This window comes from Arthrobacter sp. MMS18-M83, assembly GCF_026683955.1.
In the GTDB taxonomy this organism is placed as follows: Bacteria; Actinomycetota; Actinomycetes; order Actinomycetales; family Micrococcaceae; genus Arthrobacter.
Genome location: NZ_CP113343.1, coordinates 412810 through 432789, shown reverse-complemented (window position 1 = coordinate 432789; position 19980 = coordinate 412810). Strand labels below are relative to the sequence as shown.

Below are 19980 nucleotides of genomic sequence, written 5' to 3'. Positions count from 1 at the left end.
TCAAACAGTGGACGGTGTTATTCGGTGATGGCTGTGGATTCGGACTGGATTACTGTCGAGGGACTCGCCGACGGAGAGGCGGACTACCCCCTGTTATCGGGCGCCGGCGAAGTGGATTCTCCGCTCATCGTGGTCCGCATCGACCCGGCGGCTGATGAGGCGGTGCTGACAAGCGCGGCGGCCAGGTCCCGCGAGGGCAGCAGGCTGCTGGTCGGGATCTTGTCGGCTGCACCGAACGAGGCGGCCTCGCCGGCACTGCAGGAACTGCTGTGGGCGTTTGACGCCACCATCGGGCCAGCCAGCAGCGCAGCGATGCGGGATGAAGCCACCGTACCGCTGGCCGTCGTCCCGGCCGTGAACCCCGAGGAAGCGTTGCAGGCGCTTTGCGCCCGCGTGCGGGCGAATCCGCAGGCATCTATGATTCTCGGCCAGACGTTGAGGGCATCCGAAACCCTGCCAGTGCCGGCAGCGTTGGATGTCGAATCCCTGGCCTATTCCACGCTTTTGGGCGGTTCGGAATTCCGGCGCTGGCTGGAGCACCGCGGACCGCGGCCGCTGCCGCTGCCGGCTCCCCACGACGCCGTCCTCATCCGGCGTGAGGGCGACCGCCTGATAGTGACATTGAACCGTCCCGAAAGGCGCAATGCCTACGGGGCCGAAGTCAGGGATGCGCTAGTGGCCGCGCTGGAGGTGGCCGTTGCAGATCCCTCGGTCCGCCACCTGGTGCTGGACGGGGCCGGCCCGTCATTCTGCGCCGGAGGGGACCTGGCTGAGTTCGGCACGACGCCGGATCCGGCGACGGCCCATCTGATCCGGACTCGAGGTGGTGCCGGACGGCTGATGCATGTGCTGGCAGGGCGGACGGAGGTCCGTCTTCATGGACACTGCGTGGGAGCAGGCATTGAAATCCCGGCACTGGCCGGGCGGGTGATCGCCGATCCGGACACGCTTTTCCGGTTGCCGGAAGTGGGCATGGGGCTGATCCCCGCAGCCGGGGGGCGACGAGCCTTCCGCGGCGGATCGGCCGCTGGCGGACCTTCTACTTGTGCGTAAGCGGGGCCACCTTGGACGCGGCGACGGCACTGCGGTGGGGCCTGATCGACGGGATTGAAAGCAGGCCCTGAGCCCCCGAGGCCCTGTCCGCGGATCCCTCGGCCGCCGGGCACGCCGAACGCCCGGCCGGAAGTCTCCGGCCGGGCGTTCGGGGTAGTGCTGGTTTGGAGCCCGGCGCCAGCAGGATCACGTCCATACCGGCGGCGGGAGACTATATGGTGTGGCTAGGTGGTGAGAACCATAGCGCCGCACTGCGGGCCGTGGGCGTTGGCGACGACGGACACGTTCGCGTCCGGAACCTGGCGAGCGCCGGCCTGGCCGCGGAGTTGCAGCACGGCCTCGGCCACGAAGCTCAGCCCATGCATGCGGCCTTCGGCCAGCTGGCCGCCGGTGGTGTTCATCGGCATGGACCCGCCGGGACCAATGGTGCGGCCACCGTCCACCCAGTCGCCGAATTCCCCGATGCCGCACAGTCCCAGGGCCTCCACCCATGAAATGGCGATGTGCGTGAAGCCGTCGTACAGCTGGGCGACGTTCACGTCGGCGGGGGACACCGAGGAACGCTTCCAGAGCAAGTCGCTGGCATCCCGGGTGCCGCCGAAAATGAAATCGTCCGTGAAGGTCCAGTCCGGCCTCGAGCCAGTGCCCAAGGACGTCGAATCAATCAGCACCGGCTTCTGTTGCAGGCTGGCGGCGCGCTCGGCCGTCGTAATGATGACGGCGCATGCTCCTGTGATGGGATAGTCGCAATCGAGCAGTCGCAAGGGTTCGGCTACGTACCGTGAAGAGAGGTAGTCGTCCATCGTAATCTCCTGACGCAGCGCCGCACGCTCGTTCAGGGCGGACCATTTCCGGGCATTGATCGAGATGTAGCCGTAGTCCTCTTCGCTGCCGCCCAACTCGGCAATCCGCCGCTGCTTCTTCATCCCCATGACCGGGATGACGGCGCCGGCGACGCCGTAAGGCAGTTGGTACTGCGAGGGACCATCGGCGGGCGGGAACACCACCTGTCCGCTCTGCTGACCCCATTCCCGGCTGATGGAGCGGTACACGAGTGCCACGTCGCAGGCGCCGGAGGCGACCGCCATGTGGGCGCCCAGGGCGGCAGCCATCCCGGAGGGACCGGAGCCGGCATAGTCTCCGAAGGAGGCAAGGTTTTGGATGCCGAGCATGCGCTGCATGGCGATTGATACTTCGTTCGGCAGGCCGGGATATTCGAAGATGCCGTCAATGTCCGCGGAGTTGAGGCCGGCGTCGGCTATTGCCTGCTTTGCTGCCTGGGCGGCCAGCGGCCGGCTGTCGATTCCCTTCTCGCGGAAGACGGGCGAGTACCCCACTCCAACAATGGCGGTTGCACGTCCGGCGCTCATGCGCGGTCTCCAATTTCTGCCGGGCGGAACTGCGGCAGCCGCATTGTCCCGCGTTCTTCAAATGTGACTTCCATGGGCATGCCGGATCGCAGTTTGTCGTGATCGGCCTCAACAATGTTGGTCAGAATCCGGACCCCGGGGTAGTCGCTGAGCTCAGTCAGTCCGATGACATAGGGAACCGAGTCGGCCCAGGCCGGGTGAAACACCTGATGAAGCACGGTGTAGGTGTACAGGACGCCGGTTCCGGCGACGACGACGGGAATCGGTGCCCCGTCCACGTCCGGTGTCTCGGCGACGGCGTTGGGCGGGTACTGGACGTAATCGCTGCCTTCAAAACCCTGGATCGCGAGCTGCCCCTTGGCCGCATGTTCCCAGTAGAAGGCGCTGTAACTGTCGGGTACAGGCATTGGCTTTTCCATTGTCACCCCTTCGTTGTGCGATCGATTGACCTCACGTAGTTTTCGCGGAACGCCGAGTCATCGTCGAGCTTCGGCTCCCGGATACTGTTTATCATACGGGAAGCCTTTTTGGAACGATCGTGTACCGCGGCAGCGTCCGGGAACTGTTGCCTTGCCGGGGACTAGCGTAAGTGTAACGGTAAGGGTTACGGTATTGAATGGACCCCAACGGCGGAGTCCTACGTCCCGCCCAGTGCGGAGCCGAAGTGAGAGGTTGACATGACAAAGATCCTTGAAGGCATCAGGGTTATTGAACTGAGTTCCTGGACATTCGTGCCGGCAGCTGGCGCTGCGCTCGCGGACTGGGGTGCCGACGTCATCAAAGTCGAAGATACCCGTGGCGGGGATCCGGGCCGCTATCTGGTCGTATCCGGCCTGAGCAAGGACAAAGCAAACGTCGATGCGGACTACATGCTGGAGATCGGCAACCGCGGCAAACGCAGCGTGGCCCTGGACCTGAAGTCAGAGGTGGGCCACGACCTTCTCGTCAAGCTGCTCAAGACCGCCGACGTCTTCCTGACCAACTGGCTGCCCGGCCCGCTGGAGCGCGCAAACCTCAGCCTTGAGCAGGTTCGCGCCATCAACCCCGACATCATTGTTGCCCGCGGCACCGGCCAGGGCACGCGCGGCCCGGACCGCAACAAGGGCGGCTTCGACGCGGCCAGCTACCTGGCCCGCAGCGGTGTCTCGTACGCCATGACCGCGGCCGACAGCGAATACCCGATGAGCCAGGGACCAGCGTTTGGCGATCTGCCCAGCGGCCTGACCCTCGCCGGCGGCGTGCTCGGTGCCCTGTACAACCGGGAACGTACGGGCGAGGCGACCACCGTGGATGTGTCCCTGCTGGCCCAGGGTATGTGGACCATGGCCCCGGACATCGTCGCGGCCGAATTCTTCGACATCGACCGGATCCCGAAGGCCGCACCAGGTAAGGCTATGAACCCGGTGGTGAATGCGTACAGGACCAAGGACGGCCGCTGGATCCAGCTGGTCTTCCTCCAGCCGGACAAGTTCTGGGCCGGCTTCTGCGTCCGGATCGGCCGCATCGACCTGGCCGTGGACGAGCGGTTCACTCCGGTACAGAACCTCGTTGCCAACGGCGACGAAGCGATCAAGCTGCTGCAGGAGACTTTCGCTTCGGAGAACGTGGATCACTGGGCCGAGGCGCTCAAGGACGAGCCCGGCGTATGGTCCGTCATCGCGTCCCCACGGGAAGTGCTCTCCGATCCCCAGGCCACAGCCAACAGCTACCTGGTCGGCTCTGCCGATCCTCACGGCAACGAATACCGGCTGGTCGCCCCGCCTATCCAATTCGGTGAATCGGCGGAACCCGTCGGCCGGGCACCCGGACACGGTCAACACACCGTCGAGCTCCTGCTCGAACTCGGTCTGGGCAGCGAAGAGATCGCCGCTGCCAAGGAATCCGGCGCAGTCCTCTAACTGACCTAGGGGCTCACTGACCCAAACGTAGGAGGGGCGGCAATCTTTGGATTGCCGCCCCTTTCCTCTTGAGGCTGTTTCCCGCTATTTGTTCAGCGGATCCCTCGGGAGGCCGAGGAGGCGTTCGGCGATCACGTTCCGGGTGATCTCCGAGGTTCCGCCCGCGATGGTCAGCGCGCGGTCGAAGAGATACTCGAAGGTGGTCTCCGCGTGGCCGCCCACGATTGCCGTCGCACCGCCTGCTTTGATCGCCAGCTCCGATACGCGCTGGGCATGCTCGGCCGACAACAGCTTGCTGAGGTTGCCCTCCGGTCCCGGCCCGGCGTTGATGACGGCCCGGACCACGCTGCGGAGGTTCAGCAGGCGCATCGCATGCTCCTCCACGATCAGCTCGCTGACCTGGCGGGTGAACGAGGCGTCGTCGGCCAGATTCTCCTTGGCGAGGATGTCAGTGAGCGACTGGGCGGTCAGGCCCTCCCGACTGCCTGCGCCAATGGAGACGCGCTCGTTGCCCAGGGTTGCCCGGGCCACGGTCCAGCCCTCGTTGACGGCACCGACTACATCGGCGTCGGGGATGAACACGTCATCGAAGAAGACTTCGTTGAAGAGGAATTCTCCGGTGATTTCGCGCAGCGGCCGGACAGTGACGCCGGGGGCGTGCATATCCACCGCCATAGCCGTGATGCCCTTGTGCTTGGGGGCGTCACGGTCGGTGCGCACCGTCGCCAGGCCGCGGCTGCAGTCCTGTGCGCCGCTGGTCCACACTTTCTGCCCGTTGACTCTCCAGCCGCCATCGACCTTGACGGCGCGAGTACTGACGGCTGCCGCATCCGAGCCGGCGCCGGGCTCGCTAAACAGCTGGCACCACTGGTGCTCGCCGCGCAGGCTGGCCGGAATCCATCGTTCGATCTGCTCGGGGTTGGCCTGCTGCACCAGCGTGAGCAGAACCCAGCCGCCGATACCTAGGTTGGGCAGTTCGACGTCGACGAGTTCTTCTTCGATGACGAGCTGTTCGATTGCGCCCGCGCCGCGGCCGAAGGGGGGTGGCCAGTGCGGGACCTGATATCCGGAGGAAGCGAGCAGTTCCCGGCGCTCCGATTCCGGTGTCGAGCGGTAGCTCGCAAGGAAGGCGCGGGACGAAGCGCGGAACTCCTCGGCTTCCTCCGGAAGGTCCAAGGTGAACTTGCGGTGTTCGCCGGTGGCAATGCGGTCGTAGATGGCGTCGCTGAGGACGTGCTCGGGGCCGAGCAGTGCGGGGAGGGCTCGGCTGCGGCGCATGTAGAGGTGGGCGTCGTGTTCCCAGGTGAAGCCGATTCCGCCGTGGATCTGCATGCTCTGCTGGGCGTTGAAGATCAGCGCCTTGAACGCCGCGGCGGCAGCCGCGTCGGCTGCAAGCTCCGCCTGGTGATCGGTGACTCCTGTCCGCGCCGCATCCCAGACCGCGGCCACGGCCAGCTCGGACTGCACTAACATATTGGCCAGATGGTGCTTGATTGCCTGGAACGAGCCGATGGCTCGGCCGAACTGATGGCGAATCTTCGCGTAATCCAGCGCAAGGTCTAGCGAAGCGCGGGCTGCGCCGGCGGCTTCGGCGGCGGCCAGTGTGCGGGCCAGCTGCCGGACAAGACGCGCGCCACCGGAGAAAATGGCAACGGAAGCGGCAGACAGATCCTCAAACCGGGCCTCGGCGACGGCCATGGTGGGGTCAAAGGACTGGACTGGGGCGACAGTCACACCCGGGGCGTCCAGCGGAACCAGGACTGCATCCTCGCCGGCAATGAACAGGCCGAGCGATGCCAGCTGTCCGCCGATCAGCGGACCGGTGGATCCGGTATACGAATCTTCGCTTCGGATCAGTGATCCTCTCAGCCCTATGGACCCTACGGTGCCGCCGTCGGCCAGTCCGGGCAGGTGCCCGGACCGGACCTCGTCGGAACCCAGGGCAGCAATGACCGCCGAGGTAACGACGGTGGCCGTGAATGCTCCAGTGGCCAGGGTCCGGCCAAGTTCCTCCACAACGATGGCAATCTCGGGGATGCCGAACCCCTCGCCGCCGTATTCTTCGGGAAGGTGCAGACCCTGCCAGCCCTGCTCGGCCATCCCCGACCAGAGCTGGCCGAAACCGGACATGTCTCCGTCCAAGGCGCCCCGGACAACGCCGTGGGCGTCTGCATCCTTCAGGAAGACCCGGGCTACCTCAGCCAGCTGCTGGTGCTCTTCATTGATCGCCAGACCCATGTGCTCTCCTAAGAACAGATTTAGTGTGTGATTCGTGTCGGCGCGGCTGCGCCGGGGTTCCCGAAAACGCGTACAAAAGAACCCGTCGTGCAAACCCCAGTATAGTGGTACGGTATGGCTTACGGTAAACAATTTAGTGGAGACTGCTAAGCGTTCCCGGTGACTCAAAAGGAGAAAATTCGATGGCGTTGAAGACAGGAAGCCAATTGCGCACGTCCGCCTCCGGCTGCGAAGTTGTGGTGGTTCGGGGGACCGAGGCGGAGGGCACGCTGTTGTGTGCCGGCGGGCAGATGGTTACGGAAACCCCGGCACAGCCCGCATCAGGTGACGCGGGCGGGAGCATCCTGCCTGTTGGCAAGCGCTATACCGATACGGAATCCGGTGTTGAAGTGCTGGTGGTCAAGCCAGGTGCCGGCCCCTTGAGCTTCGACGGGCGGGAGCTGTCGCTGAAGGCAGCCAAAGCTCTCCCTGCGTCGGACTGAGGGGGACAGATGAATCTCACGACATTGCTTGAGATGGTCGCTTCCGGAAACGGTGAGACCGTGCTGATCGGCAGCAAAGAGCAGGGACTCACGGGAGAAGAGCTGCGTGCGCGGGCGAGCGCCGGTGCCAAGCTGATTCAGGATGCCGGGTCCCAGACAGTGGTCTATCTGGGAGGAAACGGTCCGGCATTTCCTGTCGCCCTGTTCGCAGCGGCCTATGCCGGTGTGCCCTTCCTGCCGCTTAATTACCGGCTCAGTGCGGACCAGATTGACGAGATCCTGGCCCGGCAGCCCAAACCCTTCCTCATCAGCGACGACCCGATGCGGATCGGGCACGGAGCGGTCTCCCTCGAGGAGTTCCTGAACCGTGCGGCACCCGGCGGCGCCCCCCACGGCCCGAGCGGGGCCGACGGCGAGGACATCGCTGTCCTCCTGATGACCAGCGGAACCACGGCGGCGCCGAAGAGCGCTGTGCTGCGCCACCGCCACCTGACGTCCTATGTGCTCGGCTCCGTCGAGTTTGCCTCGGCCGAACCTGGTGATGCAACGATTGTTTGTGTTCCGCCGTACCACATCGCGGCTGTGGCGAACCTGATCTCCAACCTCTATGCCGGCCGCCGGGTGGTCTATCTGGACCATTTCACAGCTGCCGACTGGCTGGATATTGTCACCAAGGAACAGATCACCAATGCCATGGTGGTTCCGACGATGCTCGTCCGGATTGTGCGCGAACTCGACAAGCGCGGAACCCTTGGCCCCGGCACCCTGCGCGGGCTGTCCTACGGCGGCGCCAAGATCTCTGCCACCGTCCTGGCCGACGCCCTTCGCCTGTTCCCCGCCACCGGATTCGTCAACGCCTACGGACTCACCGAGACGGCATCATCGATTGCCGTGCTCGGACCTGAGGACCACCGCGACGCCTTGGCCAGCGAGGACCCGCATGTCCGGGCCCGCCTGGCATCAGTTGGCCGGGCGCTGCCCGGAGTCGAAATCGAGATCCATGATCCCTTCGGCCAGCCGTGTGCCCCGGACGTGGTCGGCGACATCGTCGTCCGCGGCCCGCAGATTGCCGGGGAATACAAGGAGTCCGGAAGCCTGGTCGATTCCGCGGGTTGGTTCCACACCCGCGACCTTGGGCATGTAGACGAAGAGGGTTTCATCTTCGTTCAGGGCCGCTCGGATGACACAATCATCCGGGGCGGCGAGAACATCGCCCCTGCGGAAATCGAAGACGTCCTTGCACGGCACCCGGCGGTGGCCGAAGTTGCCGTCGCCGCGATTCCGCACGAGGAATGGGGCCAGGGCATCGGCGCGTTCGTTGTCCTGAAAGAGGGCCGCACGGAGGAAGGGGACGAGCTTAAAGACTGGGTCCGCTCGCAGCTGCGCAGTTCCAAGACCCCGGATTTGGTGCACTTCGTCCCCGAGTTGCCGACAACGCCCACAGGCAAGATCCTGCGTCGCGATTTGGTGCGGTCGCTCACCATGGAAGCGGCCAGGTGAGGAGATGGCCGGCAGGCAGCTGAACTTTGACTGCGGCGACGTCGTAATCGCCGGCGAGCAGTGGACCGCCGCGGACCCGTCAGGTCCGCCGCGCCACGTCGTCTTCCTGCACGGAGGTGGCCAGACCAGGCATTCGTGGGGGGCGACGGCGGAGAAACTTGCTGCCCGGGGGTGGACCTGCACGACGCTAGATCTGCGCGGACACGGCGACAGTTCATGGTCGCGCAGTGCGGACTACGGACTGCCGGCCCATGCGGCGGATCTTCGGCGGGTCATAGGGGAACTCGGAGAAGGAGCAGTGCTGGTCGGCGCTTCCATGGGCGGGCTCACGGCACTCACGGCCCTGGCAGAGAATCCGGAACTTGCCCGGGCCTTGGTTCTGGTCGACATCGTCCCGCGCACCAGCCTCGCGGGAGTGAAGCGCATCCGGGCGTTCATGACCGGCCACCTGGGCGGCTTCGGCTCTTTGATGGAAGCCTCGGAAGCGGTGGCTGCCTACACGGGCCGGAAGCGGCGGCCGAACCCGGAGGGGATGCGCAAGAACGTGCGCCTGTCCGAGGACGGCCGATGGTACTGGCACTGGGATCCGGCCATGATGACGCGCGCCGACCGGGAGTCGGGCGCACCTGATCCGGAACACTTGCTGCGGCTGGCCGCGAAGATCAAGGTTCCCGTACTGATCGTTGGGGGGCGCTCTCGGACGTCGTCGACGCTTCGGGAATCGAAGAACTTCAGGACGCACTCCAAGAGAGCGCCGTCGTCGAGGTGGAGAATGCCGGGCATATGGTCGCCGGGGATGACAACGACCGTTTCGCCGATGCAGTGGGGGCGTTCCTGGACCAGCTTGAAGACACGCCACAACAGAGGCCCGGAGCCTCCTAGCGTCCCCGACGCACAGACCGCCTGTTACGGCCCCTGCCGCAACAGGCGGTCTTCCTGTGTCTGCTGCGCCGTGCAGGGATTCGACGGCGGCGCCCTCACAAATGGCCCTGAACAATTGACCACAGACGAACGAATGGCAGGCCTGCCGGAGCGGGCCTGCCATTCGTTCGTGCCGCGGGTCAGCCGCTGTGCTTGACCTCGCTGAACGGCACGTCGCGGTCAGCGGCGTACTCGCGCGGCATCTGGAGCAGACGCTCGCTGATGAGGTTGCGGGACATCTCCGAGCTGCCGCCGCCTAGGCTGGCGGCCTGGCGGGAGAGGTACCCGGTGCCCAGCTCCAGCGGTCCGCGGCCCACAGGTCCTGCCACGGCGTAGCTGCCGGCCAGTTCTAGCCCGATGTCGGTGTTCAGCCAGTCCGTTTCAGCGTGGAACAGGCGGATCAGGGACATGGCCGGAGCGGGTAATTCGCCGCTCGCGACGGCGGCCGCGACGCGCTTGATCAGCTGTTCCTGCACGGTGCGGTGGGCGTAGGCCTGGCCCACGAGTTCGCGGACGTGGACATCGTCCGCCTGGCCGGTTTCCCTGGCCAGCGCCACGAAGTCGTCGGATGCCTTGCGGGTGTCCCGCACGCCACGGCCGCTAGTGTACTGCGAGCCGCCGCCGACGGCGGTGCGCTCGTGGAACAGCTGGCGGGACGCGACTGTCCAGCCGTCGTTGACCTCTCCGACAACGGCGTCCGCTGGCAGCACCACGTTGTCGAAGAACTCCTCGCAGAATTCGGTCGAACCGTTGACCTGCTTGATGCGGCGCAGATCAACACCGGGGGAATCGATCTTCATCAGGAACATAGTCAAGCCGCGGTGCTTGGGCGCGTTCCAGTCGGTCCGGGCCAGGCACAGTGCGTAGTCGCCGGCATAGGCGCTTGTGCTCCAGATCTTGGCGCCGTTTATGACCCACTCGTCGCCGTCGCGGTCCGCCCGTGTCAGGACGCCGGCAAGGTCGGATCCACCGCTGGGCTCGGACAGAAACTGGACCAGGACCTCGTCACCCCGGATAGCGGCGCCGAGGTGTTCCTTCTTCTGCTTCTCGCTGCCCATGTCAAGGATGGTCGGGGCGCAGATGCTGAAGGTCGGGATGTTCAGCAGCAGTGGCATCTCGTAGCCGTCGGCTTCTTCGGTGAAGGCCTCCTGGTACTCGTGCGACAGCCCCAGGCCGCCATATTCCTTCGGGAAGCAGATGCCGGCAAAACCGCCGGCGTAAAGCCGCTTCTGCAACTCGCGCGCGTGCAGCCATTCGGCGTCGTCGTCACCGGACGACGGCGGCGGGGCCTCCGGGTCGACGCGCGCCACATTGGCCGCCAGCCAGGTCCTGGCCCTCAGGCGGAATTCTTCAACAGTCTCGATAGCCGTTTCCGTCATGATGTTGTTTCCTTTCACAGACCGAGCTGGGAGGCAATGAGGCGGCGGTGTTCGCCGGGGGTTCCGAAGAGCTGGCGGTTCACGGTGACCCGGCGGAGGAAGAGATGGAGATCGTGTTCCCAGGTCACACCGATCCCGCCGTGGAGCTGGACGGCGTCCTGGACGATTTCGACGGAGCGCTGGCCGACATAAGACTTGGCCACGCTGACCACGTAAGGCGCGTTGTCCGCCCGGTCCTGGACGGCCTGGGTCGCGCCGTCGAGTGTGGCGCGGCTGGCCTCGATCCACAGTCTCATATCCGCAAAACGGTGCTTGAGGGCCTGATAGGAGGCCAGCGGGCGGCCGAAGGAATATCGGTCGAATGCCCACTGGACGGTGAAGTTGAAGACCGTGTCGAGGGCGCCGACGGTCTCGGCAACCTGCAGCAGGTTGGCAATCTGGCCCTGCCGTTCGATCAGCGCGGCCGTTGAAGCGGTGCTTCCGACCACGGCGTCGGCGGATACCTCCACATTGTCGAAGGTCACCCTGCCGTACTGCTTGACGGAGTCCAGCGAGCCGGAAAGTTCGATGCTGACGCCGGGGGAACTGGTGGTGACGATGAATTGCAGCGGACCGCTTTCGGTTGAGGCAGTGACCAAGAAAACGTCGGCCTGCGGAGCCGCTTCGACGCGGTCCTTCACGCCGCTGAGCACATAGCCGGCGCCGGAAGCCGAAGCCGTCAGGCTCGGTGCTGTCGGATTCCACGGGGACCCGGGTTCGTACACCGCCCAGGTTGCGATGCTGGCCCCGGACACGAGCGCGTCGACGAGCTCGCCGTGGTCGGGGCCGTCGGTGGCATCAACCAGTCCGGCCAGGACAACATTCACCGGGTGCAGTGGTCCCGGTCCCACCGATTTGCCGAGTTCCGTGGCTACCTCGACGAGGTCGCGGACTCCTTCGCCCGAGACGCTGCCGCCGCCGAGTTCCTCCGGCACCAGCAGGGTGGCCCAACCGATCTCGGTGGCACGCTGCCACCACTCCCGGTTGAACGATTCTCCGCTCGCATTCAGCGCGCGGAGAATCGCCAGCGGGGTTTCACTTGAAATGAAATCAGCGGTGGTGTCGCGGAACAGTTTCTGTTCCGCCGCGGTGTCTACCGTCATCACGGATCCTCCTGTATCGAAGTGGTTCTTGGTCCCGGCAACGCCGGACTCACATAGGTCGCCGTAAAACAGGATGCGCCCGAACCCTCGCGATGTCAAACGGCTTACGGTAAGCTAAACGGTATATCAAACGTTAACCAATGGCGATAGCTGGAGCGGGAGTCTGGGATGAGCGACACAACGGTGATCGATACCGGGAGTACGGAAGCGTTGGTCTCGGCCGGCCAGGTCAGGCAGGCGCTGGCCGAACAGGGCTACCTCTCGGATGCTGCCACGGCTAACATCGTCTACATTGCCGCGGCGCTCCAGAAGCCGGTGCTGGTGGAGGGCCCCGCCGGCACGGGCAAGACCGAGCTTGCCAAGGCTGTGGCCGCCATGACAGGGGCCCGGCTCATCCGGCTGCAGTGCTACGAGGGGCTGGATGAATCGCGGGCTCTGTATGAGTGGGACTACCGCAAGCAGCTTCTGGCCATCCAGGCGTCCGAGTCCTCCGCAGCGCAGGACAGGACTGCAGACGTTTTCTCGGAGGAGTTCCTGCTGGAGCGCCCGCTGTTGGCGGCGATCCGGGCCGAGGGGCCCGTGGTACTGCTCATCGACGAGGTTGACCAGCTGGATGTCGAGACTGAGGCGCTCCTGCTCGAGATCCTGTCCGATTTCCAGGTCTCGATCCCGGAACTGGGCACCGTGGCCGCCGCGCAGCGTCCGCTGGTCTTCCTGACGTCCAACAACAACCGCGAGCTGTCCGAAGCGCTGAAGCGGCGCTGTCTTTTCCTGCATATGGGCTACCCGGATATGGACCGCGAGCGTGACATCGTGGCGTCGCGGGTTCCCGGCATCTCGGACTTCCTTGCCGGCCAGATCAGCGCGACGGTCGGATCGCTGCGCGCGATGGAGCTGAAGAAGAGCCCGTCAGTCTCCGAGACTCTCGACTGGGCCCGGACCCTGGCGCTGTTCGGCATCGAAGAGCTCGACGCCGGTGCCGTCGTCGAGCACCTGCCGGTGCTGCTCAAGCACCGAAGCGACATCGAACGGGCCACCGCCGAACTGGGCATCGGCGGCTCGTGAGCACGCAGGCGGCCCGGCCGGCTGCGGTCCGGCTACTCGGACAGGAATCGCGAAACCGCGTCGAACGCCCGCGGATCCGAGGGAGTCTTGTAATGGTCGGTCCCGGGAAGGCTCGCCAGGCGCGCCGTCGGCAGGTTCCCCAGCAGCGCATCGGCGGGACCGACGTCGTCCTTGTCGCCGAGGACGAGCAGTACAGAGGCTTCGATGGCGCGCAGGGCCTCGGGGGAGGGCTGCCGCGGCACTCCTCGGGTGAAGGCGCCGACCTTTTTGGGATCGTTGCCGGCAGCGCGGGCGATCGTGGCCAGCATCCGCAGGCCCGGATCCGCGATGGGTTCACTGGACTCGAAGGCGTCGGCGATGCGGCGCAGGCCCTCGCCGCCGTTCCACATTCCGTCACCCACGCCCGTGAGGACCAGTCGGGCAAAGGCGTCGGGCTTCCGGGCCGCGGCGCGCAGCAGGAGCAGCGAACCGGCCGAGAATCCGACGGCGGTGTCCGCGTCGTTCTCGGCGGCGAAGGCGAGAAGGCCGTCGACGGCGGCGTCGTCGTCGCCCGGTTCAATGGGCGAGGTGCCGTGGCCGGGAAGCTCGAACGGAACCGCTTCGCCGCCCAGATCTTCGATGAGCTCCGGCCAGCCGTAGCGGGCCCAAGTGGATTCGTAGTTCGAGGCCAGTCCATGGACAAACACGATTTTTGGTTTCATGCCCGAAGTTTAGAACAAACTGTAAGTAGCTCGGTATGTATTACCGTAAATCCCTTGAAAGGGTGGATCGATGCTGGACGTGATTGAAGGGGTGGCGGCGGAACTGCGCCGCATGAACGTCCCCGTGTCCACCAGCGAACTGATCGACGCGGCCCGGAGCCTGCGCACGGTTCCGCTGGCGGACCGCGAGGCCGTGAGGGCCGCCGTCGGCGCTTGCCTGGCCAAGTCCGTTCCCCACCAAGACGCCTTCGGCATTGTCTTTGACCTGTTCTGGCCCCGGAATGATGCCGAGGGGAGGCGGCTAGCCGACGGCGAGAGTTTGTTCGAGCAGCTGCCCGACGACGAGCTGCGGAGGATCCTGCTCCAGTCACTCGCCAAGGACGGCACCTCGGCCATGCGCGAGGTGGCACGGGTGATTGTGGACCGCAATGCCGGCATACAACCCGGCCGGGCGGTGGCGGGCACGTTCTACGTCTTCCGAGCCCTGCGTTCGGTCCAGGCCGATACCCTGGCGGACGATGTAGTGGCCCTGGACCCACCGGCCGAAGGTCCCACCCGGTCGCTGAGCCTGCGGCTGGCCCGCGAGCGTGCGGGCCGGGCCGTCGTCGGCTTCGAGCGGATGGTCGAAACCGAAGTGCGGCGGCGTCTTGTGGAGGACCGCGGCGCGGAAGCCGTTGCGGCCACCTTGCGCACCCCGCTGCCGGCGGACGCGGACTTCCTGACGGCATCGACCCCCGTCATTGAGCACATGCGGAGGGTGGTGGACCCCCTGGGGCGGGCCTTGGGCCACGCGCTGACCGCCAAGCGCCGGCGCAGCGGCCGCGCTCACCTCGACTTCCGGGCGACCATCAGGGACTCCCTGTCCACCGGCGGTGTCCCTATCCGGCTCCACCTGCGCAAGCCGCGTCCGTGCAAGCCCAAGCTGGTGGTCATCGCTGACATCTCCGGGTCCGTAGCCACGTTCGCGCAGTTCACCCTGCAGCTGACCTCTGCGCTGCAGACGCGGTTTTCCTCGCTGCGCTCCTTCGTCTTCATCGACGGGATGGACGAGGTGACGGACCTGCTGACCGCCGGCCCCACGATCCGGGACGCATCGGCGCGGATCAACAACGAACGCCGCGGCTTCTGGTTCGACGGCCGCTCCGACTACGGCCACGCCCTTCAGTTGTTCCAGGAGAAGTACGCCGACGCCGTCGACTCGCGCACCACCGTCCTGCTGCTTGGCGATGCCCGCGGGAACTACCGCGAGCCGCACGCCGAGGTCCTCGCCGGGCTGCATGGGCGCGCGGCCCGGGTGTTCTGGTTGAACCCCGAGCGGCGAGTCAGCTGGAACGAAGGCGATTCAGTCGTGGCCGAATATGCCGAGCACTGCGACGGAGTGTTCGAGTGCCGCAACATCAACGACCTGAAGAACTTCGTCGAGTCGCTCGCCTGAGCCGGACGGCACCCTCCGCCGCTCGGCCATACCAAAGACCAACCACCGCATCATGAATCACGACAGGAGCAGGGTATGACTGAAACAGTCAAGGAAGTTGACAGTAACATCTCGGCAGCGATGGAAGCGGCCGTGGGACGCGAAATGGGACGCCGGACCAGCTTCCCCGTCTCCGAATCGGATATCCGCAGATGGGCCATCGCGGTGTACTGGCCGGCAGAGCCGCCAGCACTGTTCACCGATCCCGGCTACGCGGCCGCGACGGTCCACGGCGGAATCGTGGCTCCGGAGGAATTCAATCCGTTCGCCTGGGCCGTGGCCGCGCAGAGCTCGGCCGCCACCGAGCCGATCGATGCGAATGACCCGGACAAAACGGAGCGGACGGTGGGCATCCAGGGCCCCGGCCTGGGCTTCCAGATGAACGGCGGGCTCAGCACTTCCTACGGAGCGCGCATCCGCCCCGGCGACGTCATCACCAGCGTGTCCCGGCTCGGCAGCTACACCGAGCGCTCCGGGTCGCTGGGAAAGATGCTGCTCAGCACCACCGAGGATGTGTGGACCAACCAGAATGACGAGCTGGTGAAGCGCACCGTCTTCACTTTGATCCGCTACTAGCCGTGGACACGGCTCCACTTACAAATGAACAAGAAGCAGGGAGTACCACATGACTGATACCAACGTACGTACGGTCCGCGTCGGCGATAAGCTCGGTCCCTTTGTGCGCGAAACAGGGTTTGCGGCCTGGAACAGGTTCGCGGCCGTCAATGATGAATTCGTACCGATTCACATGGACGACGAGGCCGGAAAGGCGGCCGGGCAGCCGGGCTCCTTCGGGATGGGCAACCTTCAGTGGTCGTACCTGCACAACCTGGTACGGGACTGGGCAGGGGACGATGCCCGGATCGTGGAACTGTCCTGCCAATTCCGCAAACCAAACCTCAAGGGAACGGTGACCGCCCACGGCACTGTCACTGCGGTGCGGGACGAGGCGGACGGGCAGTACGCGGAGCTGGAACTCTGGACCGTGGACGAATCCGGGGCGAAGCTTGCCCCGGGCAAGGCCACGGTGCAGTTGGCACCTCACCGGTTTTAGGTAGCAGACCAACAACCGGGCGAACAGAAGCGGCGGCAGGACCGTAGGGGTCCTGCCGCCGCCGTTTTGTCTCCGGGCAGGTCAGCCGGCGAAGGGATCGTTCAGGATGTCTTCAACGCTGAAGAAGTACGGTGCGCCGAAGGTGTCCTCAGGGTTGGCCGCCAGCAGTGTGGGGCGGATCCGGGTGGTCCGGACGCCCTTGGACTTGAGCCACTTCTCGGCGGAATCGATGTCAGTGATCTTGAACGTCGCGCTGTAGATCATATTGCCCCACTTGGCGACATGCTTGCCGAGTGGGGAGCTATCTTCGAGCGGCTGTGCCAGCTGGAGCAGGCTGTCGCCGAGCTGGACCGTCTGGTACTGCAACTGCGTATCTCCGTCAATTCCCTTGTCTACCGGAACGGCCTGCATGACATCGACGTAGGCGTGCACGGCAGCCTCGAGGTCCTTGACGCCGAGCGTGATGTAGCTCAGGCGCTCGATGGTCAGAGGGTGGGTGCGCCACAGCTTGACCTGGGAGGTCCAGGTCTCGTTCTGGCGTGGATCATTGGGCATGTCAATACGGCAGAGTTCCACCATCAGGCCGGCGGTGTCGCGCGGGCTCGGGTAGAAGTACATCTCGTCCGGATCCATGACGTCGAGCTTTCCGCCGCCCGGCTTGCCGATGTATACGCCCTGGTTGATCAGGCGGTTGCCCAGCGCTTCGAGGTCGTCCACCTTGTAGCCCACGGAGTGCAGGTGGTGGCCGAACTTGGCGTAGAACTTGCCGACCGGCTTCTCCACGTTGACCGGCAACTTCGGTGCCATGGTTTCAACGCAGAGGTCCGAGACCATGAGCAGTCCGGCCAGCCGGTCTTCCACGGGCAGGAAGTTGGGTTCGTCGACTCCCATGTACATCAGTCCGCCGAAGACGTCTTCGTAGAAGGCGTTCAGCGCGGGGACATCGTCGGTCATGTGGACCATGTGGATCATGAGGCCGATGCCGTGATCACCGGTTTTCTTGACTATCTTTTCCATCTGGTTCTCCTCGGTTGTGGTGATTCGTGTATGCGCCGGCTAGATGCCCCGGAAAAACTGCAGGACAGGGGGATTGACGGTGCCGTCCAGTGCGCTGGTCATGGTGAGCCGGCCGGCCTCCATGGCTGCACCGAGGGCGGCTTCTGCCGCGGTGGGGTCGGCGTCGTCAATCTCATAAACCGCCAGAAAGCGCGGTATTTCGTTTCCGGCGGTGTCGGCTCCAGCCAGTACATAACGGCTAACTTCGGTGACGGATGGAATGACGGCACGTACTTCGGGAATGTGGGTTTCTTCGTACCAAGTGGTGAAGTCCTCCACGCTGTCGGCACTAGCGGGGCTGGTGAGGGCAATGAACAATGATTTCGCCATGGTCGGATCCTTTTCTGATGAAGGCGCGAGGCTAGATAGCCAGCGCGCGCGCGGTAAGCACGTCGACACGGACATTTCGTTTGCCCGCCGGTGTTGTTGTGATCGCGTTGAGCACGGCGGCCCGAACCGCCGGAATCGACTCCGGCAGGGCGGCGTCGATAGCCCCCATGCTGAACAGGTCCGCGGCAGAAATCTTCAGATCGCGGGCCAACTGGGCCGCCCGGGTGTTGTCCCGGTAGAGCACGGCGGCGCCCGACTCCGGTCCAATCACGGAGAAGACCGAGCCGTTCAGCATCAGGAAACTGTCTGCGTGGGCGAGCGCCATCGCACCGCCGCTTCCGCCTTCGCCGACACAAAGCGCGACGCTGACGGTTGGCAGCGCAGCCATCGCACCGATGGTCCCCGAAATCTCGCGCGCCAGACCGTCCGCCTCGGAGGGGGCGGACGGGTCCGCGCCCGGGGTGTCGATGATGGTCAACAGAGGCAACCCCAGCCGTCGTGCAAGCTCGATCGCGCGCTGGGCCAACCGGAAGGCCGCTGGCCCGGCGAGGGCGTGTTCCCCTTCCGACCGTGCCCGGTTCATGGCGATGACAACCAGCCGCTGACCGTCCATGGTGGCTAGCCCGGCACGGATACGCGGATCGCTGCCCCGCAGCTCAACCCATGAATCCGTCAGCCAGGCGGCCCAGTCCAGTCCGGACGGACGGAAAGGGGAGCGGACTTCCTGCAGCAGCTGCCAGGCGTCGGTGTGTTGAGCCGTGGAGCCCGTGGGAGCCGCCGCGGTGACCTGAAGCGGCGGCGCCGCGGTCACCCCCAGCGCCTGCTCCAACCACGTGCGCTGGTCGGTGAGGGGGGTAATTGCGTCGATGAGCCCGTGGCGGTAAGCCGATTCCGCCGTATGCGAAGTCTTGGGCGGCAGCGAGCCCGTTACCTGTTCCACCACGCGGGGTCCGCCGAATCCGATTACGGCCGCAGGAGACGCGGTGCGGACATCGGATTGGGAGGCCCACGAAGCGTAGACACCGCCGGTGGTAGGGGAGCGGAGGGCACTGGCGCTCATGAGTCCGGCCGCACGGTGAGCAGAAACGGCCGAAGAAGTGCGGGCCATCTGCACCAGGGAGACCATGCCCTCCTGCAGGCGCGCACCGCCACTGCCGACCAGCTGGGCAACGGGAAGTCCGCGTTCCGTGGCCCGGCGGTAGGCGCGGACGATCCGCTCGCCGGCGACGGCACCCATGGTGCCGCCAGATTTGCTGAAATCGCAGGAAATCAGAACGTAGGAACCCAGCTCACCCTCCACAAGGCCTGCCCGGACGGATTCCTCTTCTGCACGCGGTGGTTCGTACCCCACAAACGAAAGCGGATTGTTGGACCGCAGGTCCGTATCCCACTCTTCGGCGAAGGAGAGGGACACGGCAGCTTCGGCGAGCCGTTCACTAACCTGCGTCACGACCGCGCGCCGTTTTCGTCATACGTGTAGAAGCCGCGCCCGGTCTTGCGTCCCAGCCAGCCCAGGCGCACATACTGCTTCAGCAGGGTCGGTGGAAAGTAGCGCGGGTCCTTGTACTCCTCGTACATGGATGCGGCCATATCGTGAACGATATCCAGGCCAATCAAATCGCTTAGTGCGAAGGGGCCCATGGGGTGGTTGAAGCCCAGCTTGATCACTTCGTCGATCGATTCCATATCGGCGACGCCGCGTTCAAAGGCGCGGATCGCATCAGTGAGGTAGGGGACAATCAGCAGATTGCCGATGAACCCCGGGACATCATTGACGACGACGGGGCTCTTGCCCAGCGCCTTGGCGAAGTCGACAAAGGTTTGGACATTCTCGGGCAGGGTCACCGGCGTCTTGATGACCTCAACCAGCTTCATGGACGGCACGGGATTGAAGAAATGCGCTCCGACTACCTGCTCCGGCCGGGTCGTCGCCGCGGCCAGGATGACCAACGGAATCGTAGAGGTATTGGAGGCGATGAAGGCTTCGGGGGCGACGAGCTTGTCGATCCGGCCGAGGATCTCCTTCTTCAGTTCCACGTCCTCGAAGACGGCCTCGATGACCAGGTCCGCGTCAGTGATGTCGGAGAGGTCCGAGCTGACGGTGAAGTTGGCCAAGGCCGAGTCCCGCTGGGCTTCGGTGATCTTTCCCCGGGTGAAGGAACGGTTCAAACCCGCTGCGATTCGGGCGCGGGCGGCTTCCGCAGCCTGCTCGGACGTTTCAACCCCCACGGTCTGGAAGCCGTTCTGGGCCGCGGTCTGAACAATACCGCCACCCATGGTGCCACACCCTACAACTGCCACTCGCTTGATCTGCATT

Annotated in this window: 19 protein-coding genes; 9 read left to right on the top strand and 10 right to left on the bottom strand. The window is 65.1% G+C overall.

Annotation, left to right across the window (positions count from 1 at the left end; all coding sequences use genetic code 11):
* Positions 1-27: 27 nt before the first annotated feature.
* Complete coding sequence (locus tag OW521_RS02060; RefSeq protein WP_268026106.1) at positions 28-1053, top strand: enoyl-CoA hydratase/isomerase family protein; 1026 nt, start codon at positions 28-30, stop codon at positions 1051-1053.
* 224 nt (positions 1054-1277) lie between these two features.
* On the opposite strand, the gene OW521_RS02055 is transcribed toward OW521_RS02060, so the two are convergent.
* Both OW521_RS02055 and OW521_RS02050 read right to left on the bottom strand, forming a co-directional pair.
* Positions 1278-2423 (bottom strand): thiolase family protein, encoded by a 1146-nt coding sequence (locus OW521_RS02055; protein WP_268022511.1) that lies wholly within the window; start codon positions 2421-2423, stop codon positions 1278-1280.
* A complete protein-coding gene (locus tag OW521_RS02050) occupies positions 2420-2830 on the bottom strand; it encodes a Zn-ribbon domain-containing OB-fold protein (RefSeq protein ID WP_268022510.1) in 411 nt (136 codons plus the stop codon). The genes OW521_RS02055 and OW521_RS02050 overlap by 4 nt, the downstream gene beginning before the upstream one ends.
* Positions 2831-3100: 270 nt before the next feature.
* Between OW521_RS02050 and OW521_RS02045 the strand changes: the two genes are divergently transcribed.
* Positions 3101-4321, top strand: coding sequence for a CaiB/BaiF CoA transferase family protein (locus OW521_RS02045; protein WP_268022509.1), 1221 nt, complete (start codon positions 3101-3103; stop codon positions 4319-4321).
* Positions 4322-4405: 84 nt separating this feature from the next.
* On the opposite strand, the gene OW521_RS02040 is transcribed toward OW521_RS02045, so the two are convergent.
* Positions 4406-6559: an acyl-CoA dehydrogenase gene (locus OW521_RS02040; protein WP_268022508.1), complete on the bottom strand. Its 2154-nt coding sequence runs from the start codon at positions 6557-6559 to the stop codon at positions 4406-4408.
* A gap of 182 nt (positions 6560-6741) precedes the next feature.
* On the opposite strand from OW521_RS02040, the gene OW521_RS02035 reads away from it, so the two are divergent.
* The 3 genes from OW521_RS02035 to OW521_RS02025 are packed head-to-tail and all read left to right on the top strand — an operon-like array spanning position 6742 to position 9619.
* Positions 6742-7041: a hypothetical protein gene (locus tag OW521_RS02035; RefSeq protein WP_268022507.1), complete on the top strand. Its 300-nt coding sequence runs from the start codon at positions 6742-6744 to the stop codon at positions 7039-7041.
* 9 nt (positions 7042-7050) lie between these two features.
* Entirely contained in the window at positions 7051-8541 is a 1491-nt protein-coding gene (locus OW521_RS02030) for a class I adenylate-forming enzyme family protein (RefSeq protein ID WP_268022505.1), read from the top strand.
* A gap of 4 nt (positions 8542-8545) precedes the next feature.
* Positions 8546-9619: an alpha/beta fold hydrolase gene (locus tag OW521_RS02025; protein WP_268022504.1), complete on the top strand. Its 1074-nt coding sequence runs from the start codon at positions 8546-8548 to the stop codon at positions 9617-9619.
* Here the strand turns inward: OW521_RS02025 and OW521_RS02020 are convergent.
* Both OW521_RS02020 and OW521_RS02015 read right to left on the bottom strand, forming a co-directional pair.
* Entirely contained in the window at positions 9603-10841 is a 1239-nt protein-coding gene (locus OW521_RS02020) for an acyl-CoA dehydrogenase family protein (RefSeq protein ID WP_268022502.1), read from the bottom strand. The genes OW521_RS02025 and OW521_RS02020 overlap by 17 nt on opposite strands.
* A gap of 14 nt (positions 10842-10855) precedes the next feature.
* Complete coding sequence (locus OW521_RS02015; RefSeq protein WP_268022501.1) at positions 10856-11983, bottom strand: acyl-CoA dehydrogenase family protein; 1128 nt, start codon at positions 11981-11983, stop codon at positions 10856-10858.
* A gap of 168 nt (positions 11984-12151) precedes the next feature.
* On the opposite strand from OW521_RS02015, the gene OW521_RS02010 reads away from it, so the two are divergent.
* Complete coding sequence (locus tag OW521_RS02010; protein WP_268022500.1) at positions 12152-13048, top strand: AAA family ATPase; 897 nt, start codon at positions 12152-12154, stop codon at positions 13046-13048.
* 32 nt (positions 13049-13080) lie between these two features.
* Here OW521_RS02010 and OW521_RS02005 read toward each other — a convergent pair whose 3' ends face one another.
* Positions 13081-13749, bottom strand: coding sequence for an alpha/beta fold hydrolase (locus OW521_RS02005; protein ID WP_268022499.1), 669 nt, complete (start codon positions 13747-13749; stop codon positions 13081-13083).
* A 70-nt stretch (positions 13750-13819) separates the two neighbouring features.
* Here OW521_RS02005 and OW521_RS02000 point away from each other — a divergent pair, with 70 nt between their 5' ends.
* The 3 genes from OW521_RS02000 to OW521_RS01990 all read left to right on the top strand — a co-directional run bounded on the left by OW521_RS02000 (position 13820) and on the right by OW521_RS01990 (position 16277).
* Positions 13820-15184 (top strand): VWA domain-containing protein, encoded by a 1365-nt coding sequence (locus OW521_RS02000; protein ID WP_268022497.1) that lies wholly within the window; start codon positions 13820-13822, stop codon positions 15182-15184.
* A gap of 75 nt (positions 15185-15259) precedes the next feature.
* Positions 15260-15799 (top strand): FAS1-like dehydratase domain-containing protein, encoded by a 540-nt coding sequence (locus OW521_RS01995; RefSeq protein ID WP_268022495.1) that lies wholly within the window; start codon positions 15260-15262, stop codon positions 15797-15799.
* Between the two features lie 49 nt (positions 15800-15848).
* Positions 15849-16277, top strand: a complete 429-nt coding sequence (locus OW521_RS01990) for a MaoC/PaaZ C-terminal domain-containing protein (protein WP_268022494.1) — start codon at positions 15849-15851, stop codon at positions 16275-16277.
* An 81-nt stretch (positions 16278-16358) separates the two neighbouring features.
* Here OW521_RS01990 and OW521_RS01985 read toward each other — a convergent pair whose 3' ends face one another.
* The 4 genes from OW521_RS01985 to OW521_RS01970 are packed head-to-tail and all read right to left on the bottom strand — an operon-like array spanning position 16359 to position 19979.
* Positions 16359-17294 (bottom strand): VOC family protein, encoded by a 936-nt coding sequence (locus OW521_RS01985; RefSeq protein WP_268022493.1) that lies wholly within the window; start codon positions 17292-17294, stop codon positions 16359-16361.
* 39 nt (positions 17295-17333) lie between these two features.
* On the bottom strand, positions 17334-17663 hold the full coding sequence (locus OW521_RS01980) for a hypothetical protein (protein WP_268022492.1): 330 nt from the start codon (positions 17661-17663) through the stop codon (positions 17334-17336).
* A 31-nt stretch (positions 17664-17694) separates the two neighbouring features.
* On the bottom strand, positions 17695-19113 hold the full coding sequence (locus OW521_RS01975; RefSeq protein WP_268022491.1) for a carboxyl transferase domain-containing protein: 1419 nt from the start codon (positions 19111-19113) through the stop codon (positions 17695-17697).
* Positions 19110-19979: a 3-hydroxyacyl-CoA dehydrogenase family protein gene (locus OW521_RS01970; protein ID WP_268022490.1), complete on the bottom strand. Its 870-nt coding sequence runs from the start codon at positions 19977-19979 to the stop codon at positions 19110-19112. The genes OW521_RS01975 and OW521_RS01970 overlap by 4 nt, the downstream gene beginning before the upstream one ends.
* Position 19980 lies beyond the last annotated feature (1 nt).